Genomic DNA, 12585 nt, shown 5'->3' with positions numbered 1-12585 from the left:
AGCTGACTGCTTTTTCTTTGAAACATCTTCTCAAATCCCCTTGACAACTGCCATCCAAGCTTAACTTGTTACGAATGCTCCCAAGGAGAGGCTGGCATGGGCTTGATCGTCTAAGTCAATAACTAAAACTCTGTTACCTATTTTTGCCAGTTCATAGGCAATGTTGACAACTAAAGTAGTTTTACCAACCCCGCCCTTGGATGTATGAATTGCAATTGTACGCATTTTTACTGTATCCAGAAAGTTACTAACTAAAATTGCTACTGGTTGAACTTGTTCTGGGTTTTCTATATTGTGCTTACACTTTAGAGTCGCAAGTCCTTGTGTATATTCGTAAATCTCTACTAAAAACGGGTCGATCAGTATCCCAAATCTTGTATTAGAGTATTTCAGATACGTTTCTAACTGAATGCGAGCTGCCGCATCAAGTCTAGTTTTAGCCGTCTTAATTTCAACCAGAAAGTTAATATACCGACTCAAGTCTTCCACTAAGAAATCAACCTCTTTTTGAGTCCAAACTATCTGACTCTTGGCAGTCAGCTTAGGTAATTTAACCTTAAACTCTGGAATCCAGTGAGAATAACTACTCTTGCGAGGCAAACCCGCCATCTCCAGCATTGTCTGAACCAGATGCAGAGACACGTAAGCCTCATTATTCCAGTCAGAAGACAGTTGAACCATGTTGAAGACTCAGGATTTTCTCTATTATTACCCAAAATGAGGTTTAGAGGACAGCGCGATCGCCCTCAGACTCCTGATTAACAGCTTCAATTAACCAACATATCAAAAAAAATCCCCCGCCAGAAGGCAGGGGATTTCATTTAATTACCTAGAAACCAGAGTTCGGAATTACCCGAATTTCCCGGCCGTCGAGGCAATTACAAAGGCCGCGTAAGTGAGGATGTTGCCCACACTAAAGTGAACTAAGCCAACCAAACGACCTTGGACGATGGACAAAGCAACAGGCTTGTCTTTCCAGCGAACCAAGTTAGCCAAAGGAGTGCGCTCGTGAGCCCAAACCAAAGTCTCGATCAATTCTTGCCAGTAACCTCTCCAAGAGATCAGGAACATGAAACCAGTTGCCCAAACGAGGTGTCCGAATAAGAACATCCAGGCCCAGATAGACAAGTTGTTAGTACCGTACGGGTTGTAACCGTTGATCAATTGAGAAGAATACAACCAGAGGTAATCGCGGAACCAGCCCATCAGGTAGGTAGAAGACTCATTGAACTGAGCCACATTACCTTGCCAGATGCCCAGGTGCTTCCAGTGCCAGTAGAACGTTACCCAAGCTAGGGTGTTCAGCATCCAGAAGACAGACATGTACATCGCGTCCCAAGCAGAGATGTCACAAGTACCGCCACGGCCGGGGCCGTCGCAAGGGAAAGAATAACCGAAGTCTTTCTTGTCCGGCATCAACTTAGAACCGCGTGCATCCAGAGCGCCCTTGACCAAGATCAAGGTGGTGGTGTGCAAGCCTAGGGCGATCGCGTGGTGAACCAAGAAATCGCCAGGTCCGATCGCCAAGAACAGAGAGTTAGTACCGCTGTTAATCGCGTCCAACCAGCCTGGGAGCCATACGTTACCGTAGTTCGGCCAAGCGGTAGAAGCAATGCTATCAGGGTTTGACAACAGCACGTCCATGCCGTAGAGAGCTTTTCCGTGAGCAGCTTGGATGAACTGTGCGAACACTGGTTCAATCAAGATTTGCTTTTCAGGAGTTCCGAAAGCGACTACAACGTCATTGTGAACGTACAGGCCGAGAGTGTGGAAGCCCAAGAACAGCGACACCCAGCTCAAGTGAGAGATAATCGCTTCTTTGTGCTGCAACACGCGATCGAGCACGTTGCCTTTATTTGCTTCAGGATCGTAGTCCCGCACCAAGAAGATAGCTCCGTGGGCGAAAGCGCCGACCATGATGAATCCAGCAATGTACTGGTGGTGGGTGTAAAGCGCAGCCTGAGTCGTGAAGTCCTTACCTATGAAAGCGTAGGGAGGCATCGCGTACATATGCTGGGCTACCAGGGAGGTAATGACGCCCAAAGCGGCGAGGTGCCAGCCCAATTGGAAGTGCAGCGAGTTGTTGTAGGTCTCGTAAATGCCTTGGTGAGGCATATTGAAAGGGCCTTCAACCTTCTTGCCAAAGAAGTCTTTAGCATCGCACATTTCTTTGATGCTGTGACCGATACCGAAGTTAGTCCGGTACATATGACCGGCAACGATAAACAGAACTGCGATCGCCAAGTGGTGGTGAGCGATGTCTGTCAGCCACAGGGATTCTGTTTGAGGGTGGAAGCCACCCAAGAAAGTCAGAATTGCGGTTCCCGCGCCTTCGGAAGTACCGAAGACATGGCTCGCTGCATCTGGGTTCTCGGCGTATACGCCCCAGTTACCAGTGAAGAACGGAGCCAAACCGGCCGGGTGAGGCGGGGTAGACAGGAAGTTGTCCCAACCTACGTGCTGTCCGCGAGATTCGGGGATAGCAACGTGAACCATGTGACCAGTCCAAGCCAAAGAGCTGACACCGAACAAACCAGCCAAGTGGTGGTTGAGGCGAGATTCAGCATTTTTGAACCAAGACAAGCTGGGCCGGTACTTGGGCTGGAGGTGCAACCAACCTGCGAACAGGAAGACAGCCGCCAGCAGTAGCAAGAAGATAGCTCCTTGATACAGGTCGGCGTTTGTCCGAATCCCTTGGGTGAACCACCAATGGTAGACACCGGAGTAAGAGATATCCACCGGGTTAGAAGCGCCCCCTTGAGTGAAAGCTTCTACAGCAGGAGCGCCGAATTGCGGGTCCCAAATCGCGTGAGCGATCGGGCGGACGTTTAGGGGGTCTTTAACCCACTGTTCAAAGTTACCTTGCCATGCTACGTGGAACAGGCTGCCCGAAGTCCACAAGAAAATGATTGCTAGGTGGCCGAAGTGAGAAGCAAAAATCTTTTGGTAAAGATTTTCTTCGGTCATGCCATCGTGGCTTTCAAAGTCGTGTGCTGTGGCAATCCCGTACCAGATCCGCCGTGTAGTCGGGTCTTGGGCAAGGTCTTGGCTAAATTTTGGAAATTTCGTTGCCATAAGCCTTGATTAATCCTGAATCCTGAACAAAGTTGAAGGGATTCGGTTCCGAGTTTGGATTCTCGATTTGAGATTCCTCCCAAATCGAGAATCCAAAACCTAGGGGTAGTTTACCCTACCGAAATGATTCGCGCTAGGAAAAATGCCCACGTAGTGACAATTCCTCCTAGGAGGTAGTGAGCTACACCCACAGCCCGACCCTGAGTAATGCTCAGAGCGCGAGGCTGAATCGACGGAGCTACCTTGAGCTTGTTGTGAGCCCAAACAATCGACTCAATAAGTTCTTGCCAGTAGCCGCGGCCGCTGAACAGGAACATCAAGCTGAAGGCGAACACGAAGTGTCCGGCTAGGAACATCAGACCGTAGGCCGACAGTGCCGAACCGTAGGACTGAATCACCTGAGAAGCTTGTGCCCAGAGGAAGTCCCGCAGCCAGCCGTTAATCGTGAGCGCACTTTGTGCGAAATTGCCGCCAGTTATGTGAGAAATTGTGCCGTCTGGCGATACTGTTCCCCACACGTCCGACTGCATTTTCCAACTAAAGTGGAAAATCACGACCGAGATGCAGTTGTACATCCAGAACAAGCCTAGGAACACGTGATCCCAACCTGAAACTTGGCAGGTGCCGCCACGGCCCGGACCGTCGCAAGGGAACCGGAAGCCCAAGTTGCCTTTGTCAGGAATCAAGCGAGAACTGCGTGCAAACAACACGCCCTTCAAGAGAATCAGGACTGTAACGTGAATGGTGAAAGCGTGGATGTGGTGGATCATGAAATCCGCCGTACCCAACTCGATCGGCATCATTGCTACTTTGCCGGCGACTACTACTGCACCGCCGCCAAAAGCGTGGCTGACGATTTCCGTAGCATTAGGCGCTGTTGTGCCCGGAGCCAAGGCGTGGATGTTTTGCACCCACTGGGCAAATATCGGACGCAACTGAATCCCGGTATCCGAGAACAAATCTTGAGGACGACCGAAAGCCCGCATCGTGTCGTTGTGAACGTACAAACCGAAGCTGTGGAAGCCCAAGAATATACAAACCCAGTTGAGGTGAGAGATGATTGCATCTCTGTGACGGAGTACGCGGTCGAGCAAGTTATTAACGTGCTGCGCCGGATCGTAGTCCCGCACCATGAAGATTGCTGCGTGAGCGGCTGCACCGACGATCAGGAATCCGCCAATCCACATGTGGTGGGTGAACAGCGATAGCTGAGTCGGATAGTCAGTCGCGATGTACGGATACGGAGGCATCGAGTACATGTGGTGAGCCACGATGATGCTCAGAGAGCCCATCCAGGCCAAGTTCCACGACAGTTGGCAGTGCCAAGACTGCGTGAAGATTTCGTACATCCCCTTGTGGCCTTCGCCTGTGAAGGGGCCTTTGTGAGCTTCCAGAACTTCTTTAAAGCTGTGGCCGATGCCCCAGTTAGTGCGGTAGAAGTGACCGGCGACGATGAACAGCACTGCCAACGCTAAGTGGTGGTGCGCTGTATCTGTCAGCCACAAACCGCCTGTGGTGGGGTTCAGACCGCCTTTGAAGGTCAGGAAGTCGGCATAAGCGCCCCAGTTGAGGGTGAAGAAGGGCGTTAGACCTTTAGCGAAGCTTGGGTAGATGTCTGCCATCAAGCTCGGTGTCAAAATCCACTCGTGTGGCAGCGGGATATCGGCAACTGTTTTGATCAGCTTACCGCCGACTGTCAGAGGTGCGCCTGCATCGATCGCGTCCATGCAAGCATTGATCGGCAGCGAAACGTGAATCTGCTGTCCCGCGTAGCCCAAGCAGCCGCAGCCGAGCAAACCTGCCAAGTGGTGGTTCATCATCGATTCCACGTTCTGGAACCATTCCAGTTTCGGAGCGCGGACGTGATAGTGGAACCAACCGGCAAACAGCATCAAAGCTGCCATTACCAGGGCGCCGATCGCAGTGCAATATAGCTGGTATGAGTTAGTGATGCCGTTGGCGCGCCACAGTTGGAACAGACCAGAGGTGATCTGAATCCCGTGAAAGCCACCGCCTACATCTGCATTTAAAATTTCTTGACCAAAAATCGGCCAGACCACTTGAGCGCTGGGCTTGATGGCTGTAGGATTTGTCAGCCAAGCTTCGTAATTGGAAAATTTAGCGCCGTGGAAATATGCGCCGCTCAACCATACGAAGATTACTGCCAAGTGGCCGAAGTGAGCGCTAAAGATTTTGCGCGAAACGTCTTCTAAGTCACTTGTATGACTGTCAAAGTCGTGAGCGTTAGCGTGGAGGTTCCAAATCCAAGTGGTGGTTTTTGGCCCCTTAGCTAGAGTGCGATCGAAATGACCTGGTTTTGACCACTTCTCGAAGGAAGTTGGAACCGGATTCTTATCGACTACTACCCTAGCTTTTACCTCTCGCTCTGGAGGACTAATGGTCATGAAGACTCTCCTCTCGGTAAGACAAGGAACGAGAACTGAATAATGTACCTGACACTCCCCGTGCTTGATTAGGCGGGGGATTCTCGGGAAAGCCGACACTGCTTGCACTTCACTCTTTGCAGAGCTAGACGCAGGTGCATCGTCTCCCCAAGCATTTTGCTTCTTTGAAGAAGCCAGTTTCCCAGTGTCGCTAACAATGTGCCTGGGTACTGACAACTCTTATCGCCAGATGAGCGGCCGATCGCGTTCCTGATTTAGGCTTGATGCGGCTGCTCCTTTTGAGGGAGTTTTATGAATTATAAGCTTGCTAGAGAAGTATTAATCGCTTGTTAACAATACTTAAAAAAGGCTCAATTCTTGATGTAATAATGCCTTTAATTTCCACAGTACCTCGAAAAAGTCAAGGGGTACTGCCCTTAACTTTACAAAACTCAAAGATAAAGTAATTGAGGAATACTCATTTGTAGATATATGTTGTGGAAAACGGCTGCGGGAATTAATAGTCGGAGACGATAGGTTGCCCGCTGCTGCCTCAATCCTGGCTCCTACCCGCTTTTGGAATTCATGAGCTGCAATTCCCCAATACTAAATTCATTTTTGGGCTATAGTTCCCTATGAGAAGGCTTCTAGGAGTATGGTTGCGTGATTGGGATCAATTGGCACAGAACGGTTGCGGGCAGGCTGCTGGCATTGTTCGCAGCAGCAGTATTAATTTTGGGTTTAGCAAGTTGTGGCGCGGGCCACCCCGAATTGCCCAAATCAGGGAACAAGAGCGGCTCAGCTACCGCCGAGGTAAATAAAATTTCAGAGGTTTCTCCCCCAGAAGCCATTCAACAACTGCGTCAGGCTCTAAAAATCTACCAGCCTCAAGTTAGTATTTTGAATCCAAAACCTGACGAAGTGCTTCAGGATATAAATGTGTCTGTTCAGTTCCAAGTTAAGGACTTGCCCATTTTCAAAGATGCAAACTTGGGCTTGGGCCCCCACCTGCAAGTTTTATTAGACAACCAACCTTATGCAGCAATTTACGACATCAACCAACCTTTAACGCTGTCGGATTTAGAACCAGGAACCCATACCCTGCAAATGTTTGCCGCTCGCCCTTGGGAAGAAAGCTTTAAAAACGAAGGTGCAGCAGCCCAAACCACCTTTCACATTTTTACCAAAACAGACGACAATAATCCCGATCGAACATTGCCCCTATTAACGTACAACAGCCCCCAAGGCAGCTACGGCGCAGAACCCATCCTGCTCGACTTTTACTTGACAAATGCCCCCCAGCACCAAGTGGCGCAAGAAAATTCCCAAGATGAAATACTCGATTGGAAAATTCGAGCCACAGTCAACGGCCAAAGCTTTGAGCTCGACCAGTGGCAACCTATATATCTTAAAGGATTCAAACCAGGGAAAAACTGGGTACAGCTAGAATTAATTGACGAACGGGGAAATATCGTCAAAAACGCCTTTAATAATACAGTCAGACTGATCGATTACGAACCGCTCGGTCAAGACACTCTTTCAAAATTACTGCGAGGCGAACTAACAGTAGCAGAAACTCGCGGTATAGTCGATCGTACCTACCAGCCACCCCAACCCACACCAACCCCAACCCCCGAACCACAACCGACACCTGCATTAGAAAAAACACCAGTTGTCCAACCCTCACCAGCGGTTCCAGAAACCCCAGTTACCCAACCGAGCTTAGAGCCAGCAGTCGCTCCGGCAGTCGCTCCGGTTCAAGTAATAGAACCGACACCGACAGCAACCCCCCAACTCGAAGCGCCGAAAATTGTAGAACCTGTTCAAGTAATAGAACCGACACCGACAGCAGCCCCCCAACTCGAAGCGCCGAAAATTGTAGAACCTGTTCAAATAATAGAACCGACACCGACAGCAACTCCACAGTTAGAAACCCCAAAAACTGTGCCTCCCGTTCAAGTAATAGAACCAACAGTAACAGCATCTCCCGAAGCCAAAAAACAGGAATATAAAGGATATTACAATCGGTTCCGCAACTTTCTGCGTCAAGTTGTCGCACCTGCTAATCCTTCAGAGCCACCAACGCTGCCAGAAATAACAGAAAAAGCTCCAGTACCACAAGTAGTAGCTCCCACGATCCCAGAACCGTCTCCCAATCTTGTACCGCCAACGCCACCAGTTGCCGCTGAAACTCCTAGCCAACCAACCAGCGAATTAGACCCTCCCGAAACAACAGTTGCCCAACCAGAAAATCAGCCAAAATCCGAACAAAAAGTCGAATTTGCCACATAACAAAAACATTCTGCATTCATCTGCGTTTATCCGCGTCTATCCGCCTGCATCTGCGGTCAAAAATCAAAAATTAGGACACTAAAAAATGACCTACCTCGAAACAGCAGCCAAATTCTACAGCGATGTTGCCGAAACCCCCCAAATCGGACTTTGCTGCGTCCAAAGCAGTCCCTTGCAATTGCCAGGATTAAAAATTCCCGAACAAATGCAAGAAATGAATTACGGCTGCGGCACAACCGTTCACGCCGCCGAACTCGTCGGCAATCCCTTCGTGCTTTATGTAGGCGTTGGGGGCGGCCTGGAAGCACTACAATTTGCATATTTTTCAAGACACAAAGGAGCGGTTATTGCCGTCGATCCCGTTGCAGCAATGCGAGACGCGGCTGCACGAAACTTGCAAATTGCCGCCCAAGAAAATGATTGGTTTGATGCAAGTTTTGTGGAAATTTGTGAAGGCGATGCTTTTGCGTTGCCAGTGCCGGATGCTTCTGTAGATGTTGTCGCACAAAATTGCTTGTTTAATATCTTTGAACCCGCAGATTTAGCTAAAGCATTAAAAGAGACTTATCGGGTATTAAAACCCGGTGGCAGGTTGTTGATGAGCGATCCGATCGCAACTCGGCCCATTCCGCAGCATTTGAAGGAAGACCAACGCTTGCGGGCCTTGTGTTTGTCCGGGGCTTTGACATACGCAGAATACGTTCAACACCTTGTAGACGTTGGTTTTGGGCAAGTAGAAGTGCGGGCGCGCCGTCCTTACCGATTGTTGGACAAACACAATTATCAATTGGATGCGGATTTGCTGTTAGAAAGCCTGGATTCGGTGTCTTTCAAAGTGGATGTACCGGATGACGGAGCTTGCATTTTCACTGGCAAGACGGCGATTTATAAGGGGTCTGAAGAGCTGTTTGATGACGGGGCAGGCCACGTTTTGCAGCGGGGAGTTCCGGCGGCGGTGTGCGATAAAACGGCTGGGAAGTTGGGGGGATTGATGCCCGATAAGGTGTTAATTACTGATTCGACGTGGCATTATCACGGCGGCGGTTGCTGTTAGATTTATTTCGGAATCGGGAGGTAGCGTTCACCGCATAGATAGCTGCCTCTTTAAACTTTTTCTGCTGAGAGTTATTTCGGGACTGTGCCTCATAAAAATTATCAGAGGAGTTATTGTATGAGTATTTTAGATATGTTAAAGAAGGAGAGTTTCTCAGTGAGTATGAAAAATATTTGTTGCGAAGGACATCAAGAGCGTAAAATTTTAAATCTCATCCTGTCATTCCTAGAAGATAATATAATTGACCATCGAGTATTTGATGCAGTCATTTATGAAAGGTTGGATAAGATTACTCTGGAAATAGGCAAATTGTTGAATGCAGATAGAACCACAATTTTTATATTCGATAAAGAGCCAAATGAACTGTGGGCCATTGTAGCCAAAGATGAAAATGGCAAAAGCCTAGAGATCCGAGTTCCCGCCCATGTGGGCATTGCGGGAGAAGTAGCCACGGAGAAAAAAGTGGTAAATATTCCCTATGATTTCTATGATGACCCACGTTCTGTCAATGTCAAAAAATTTGACGGAAGAACAGGATATCGCTGTTATACAATGCTGGCGATGCCCCTGATAGACGAAGAAACAGGCGAGTTAATGGCAGTAGTCAAACTGATTAATAAACTCAAGCCCAACCACAAAGATTATGATACTTTAGACGAACAGATTGACAAGGTAGGATTCACTCAAGCAGACGAAGAAAATTTTAGAGAATTTGCCTCGTCCATTCGCTTAGTTGTAGAGTCGTCCAAATCTTTCTACGCCGCAAGTCAAAGACAACGAGCCGCGACAGCGCTGATGAACGCGGTCAACGCTCTTTGTCAGAGCAGTCTAGACTTAGATGATACCTTGAAGCGGGTGATGGATTGGGCCCAAGAACTGATGAATGCCGATCGCAGTATCTTGTGGGCGATCGACGAAGATAAAGATCAAATGTGGACGAAAATCCCGATCGGCGGCAAACTTCACGAAATTCGCATACCCAGAACCGTCGGTTTTGCAGGTATTGTGGCTCAATCAGGGGAACCGCTGCTGATTCCCTTTGACGTATACGATGACCCCCGCGCCGAAATTTCCAAAGAAACCGATAAAAAAGCTGGCTACCGTACTTGCAGTATGCTTTGTATGCCAGTGTTTAACTCAGACAAAAAATTGATTGGCGTCACCCAATTAGTTAATAAAAAACGACAAGGAGAATTCCCGCCCTACAACCCGGCAGATTGGCCGCAGGCTCCCGATCAGTGGAAAGCGAGTTTCAATCGCACCGACATGGAATTTATGAAGGCGTTTAACATCCAAGCAGGAGTCGCCCTGCAAAACGCTATCTTGTTTTCCGAGGTCAAACAACAAGAAACAAGACATAAAGATATAGTGCGATCGCTCCCTAACGGCGTCATCTCCACTGATGAAAAAGGTAACATTATTACCGCTAACGATCGAGCTAAACAATTGCTAGGTGCTAGCGAGGGAGAAGTCGTAGAGGGTGTATCTTTGGGTGATTTAATTAAAATCGAGAATGAGAATTTTAGTCAATGGTTAAAAGCTGCTTTGTCACCGGAAGGCGATCGAGATAGAGAGCAATATTACCCCGATCGCGTCCTATTGCCATTGCAAGGGGAACCGCAGAATATAAATCTCTGGGTTAACTCGATCGCAAGTGCGATCGAACCGACAAAAATGAACGGAGTATTGGTTATTTTGGAAAATATCAGCAGAGACAAGCTAGATAAATATCTCGCCAATTTGGTACTTTAGACCGCAACAGCCTTCAATTAAGCTGTCAGCAGCGGTGTCAGCAGCGATCGCACCTATCCCCCCCCTGTTGTGTTACAGGCCGGAGTGGCTGTAGCACAAGCCCTGGTTTAACCAGCTTTTACCCCATGCAGCAAAACTTCCCGCTAAATTAAAGAAGTAAAAAAATCATTCACATCCTACCCAGGAGATGCCATGCCTCGCGTCAGAGCACCAGAATTCCCCGGAAACTACCCCTGGCTGAACACCGAAAAACCTTTATCCATTGAATCTCTAAAAGGCCGGGTCGTCTTGCTCGACTTCTGGACGTACTGCTGCATCAACTGCTTGCACGTCCTGCCCGACTTAAAATACCTCGAACAAAAATATAAAGATTCCCTCACGGTTATCGGCGTTCACTCGGCCAAATTTGAAAACGAAAAAGAAGTAGAAAACATCCGCCAAGCTATCCTCCGCTACGATATCGAACATCCGGTAATCGTAGACAGCGGCATGAAAGTTTGGCAAAGCTACGCGGTTCGCGCTTGGCCGACTTTAATGGTGATCGATCCTGAAAGTTATGTCGTGGGCTTTGTTTCCGGTGAAGGCAACAGAGAAGCAATTGACGAATTAGTTGGCAAGTTAATTGGTGAATACAAAAATAAAAATCGGCTCAACTTTAAAGAACTCCGTTTTAGCTTAGAAAAACAGCGCAAACCTGTATCGACACCGCTGGCTTTCCCCGGTAAAGTGCTGGCATTTGCGATCGCTGCAACGGAGGCAAAACAGCTTCACTCACAGGTCGCCTTGTTGGGCGAAATGACTGAGGAAAATGAATATGTAGATGAAACTGTATTACCCGGACCTGCTAATTCAGTCATACAAAACTTAGTCGGTTCTTGCTTATTTATTGCCGATTCTGGACACAATAGGATTGTTGTCAGCACCATCGAAGGTGAGGTGCTGCACGTCATCGGTACCGGCAAACCCGGTTTAACAGATGGGGGCTTTGAAGAGGCGGAGTTTTTTGCCCCTCAAGGTATGGCTTTTGATGCAGAAAGTCAAATTCTTTATGTTGCTGATACGGAAAATCATGCTCTCAGAAAGATTGATTTTACGACTCAACGGGTGGAAACTGTTGCTGGTACCGGCGAACAAAGTCACGAAATTGCACAGGGCAGCGGCAAGGGTCTAGAAACCAAATTGAACTCGCCTTGGGATTTAGAAAAAGTTGGAAATAGACTTTTTATTGCAATGGCGGGTTCCCACCAAATTTGGGAAATGCAGTTAGACAATGGCACGATCGGCATTTATGCGGGTATTGGTCGAGAATCCTGTGTGGATGGGAATCTTGCAGAATCTGCTTTTTCTCAGCCCAGCGGCCTGGCTACAGATCGATCGGAGTTGTTTGTTGCTGACAGCGAAGTTAGTTCGATTCGCGCTGTTGGTATTGATGAAGACCCGAAGGTGCGGACTGTTTGCGGTAGCGGTGAATTGTTTGGTTTTGGGGATAAAGATGGTCGCGCCGATCAGGTAAGGTTGCAGCACTGTTTGGGTGTTGAATACGCTCAAAATTACCTCTGGGTTGCTGATACTTACAATCATAAAATTAAGCGGATCGACCACCGGGGCGGTACGTGCAGAACAATGATTGGAGACGGTACAGCGGGTTTGGTTGATGCTAAAGGTCTCAAGGCTCGATTTTTTGAACCTTCAGGGTTGAGCGCGATCGGGTCTCACTTGTTTGTTGCTGATACGAACAATCATGCGATTCGGCGAGTTGAGTTGGATACGCTGGAAGTCACAACTTTGGATTTTGCCAGTTTGTGTCCTCCTGATGTTTGTCTTCCTGATTGAGTCGATCGACCTTTTTCCGATTAGCCAGGGTTCTCAATTCTCCTGATTGCCAGATTGATTGCGGTAAGGTAGCGTGCTGTTGGGCGCACCTTACCGCAATTGTTCAGCAAAGTAACTTAACCTAATACCATTTTTCTAAAGTTATGCTAGAGTTACCTGAAAAGTAAAGGAGAATATTAAAATGTCTGGGCGTCC

At 48.2% G+C, this 12585-nt stretch carries 7 protein-coding genes; 4 read left to right on the top strand and 3 right to left on the bottom strand.

The features are described from left to right. Window positions 1–60: 60 nt before the first annotated feature. The 3 genes from QUA80_RS31660 to psaA all read right to left on the bottom strand — a co-directional run bounded on the left by QUA80_RS31660 (window position 61) and on the right by psaA (window position 5480). Window positions 61–681: an AAA family ATPase gene (locus tag QUA80_RS31660; protein ID WP_333428892.1), complete on the bottom strand. Its 621-nt coding sequence runs from the start codon at window positions 679–681 to the stop codon at window positions 61–63. Between the two features lie 168 nt (window positions 682–849). Then, window positions 850–3075, bottom strand: a complete 2226-nt coding sequence (gene psaB / locus QUA80_RS31655) for a photosystem I core protein PsaB (RefSeq protein WP_333428891.1) — start codon at window positions 3073–3075, stop codon at window positions 850–852. A gap of 110 nt (window positions 3076–3185) precedes the next feature. Next, window positions 3186–5480: a photosystem I core protein PsaA gene (gene psaA, locus QUA80_RS31650; protein WP_333428890.1), complete on the bottom strand. Its 2295-nt coding sequence runs from the start codon at window positions 5478–5480 to the stop codon at window positions 3186–3188. A 642-nt stretch (window positions 5481–6122) separates the two neighbouring features. On the opposite strand from psaA, the gene QUA80_RS31645 reads away from it, so the two are divergent. From QUA80_RS31645 to QUA80_RS31630, 4 genes are all read left to right on the top strand, one after another. Next, a complete protein-coding gene (locus QUA80_RS31645; RefSeq protein WP_333428889.1) occupies window positions 6123–7751 on the top strand; it encodes a hypothetical protein in 1629 nt (542 codons plus the stop codon). Window positions 7752–7836: 85 nt separating this feature from the next. After that, window positions 7837–8805, top strand: coding sequence for an arsenosugar biosynthesis arsenite methyltransferase ArsM (gene arsM / locus QUA80_RS31640; protein ID WP_333428888.1), 969 nt, complete (start codon window positions 7837–7839; stop codon window positions 8803–8805). A gap of 117 nt (window positions 8806–8922) precedes the next feature. Next, window positions 8923–10557 carry a GAF domain-containing protein gene (locus QUA80_RS31635; RefSeq protein WP_333428887.1) on the top strand — a complete coding sequence of 545 codons (1635 nt, stop codon included), beginning with the start codon at window positions 8923–8925 and terminating at the stop codon, window positions 10555–10557. A gap of 192 nt (window positions 10558–10749) precedes the next feature. Beyond that, a complete protein-coding gene (locus QUA80_RS31630) occupies window positions 10750–12390 on the top strand; it encodes a thioredoxin-like domain-containing protein (protein WP_333428886.1) in 1641 nt (546 codons plus the stop codon). Window positions 12391–12585: the final 195 nt, after the last annotated feature.

This window comes from Microcoleus sp. F4-D5 (assembly GCF_036704885.1).
In the GTDB taxonomy this organism is placed as follows: domain Bacteria; phylum Cyanobacteriota; class Cyanobacteriia; order Cyanobacteriales; family Microcoleaceae; genus Microcoleus.
This window is presented reverse-complemented; position numbering and strand designations above follow the sequence as displayed.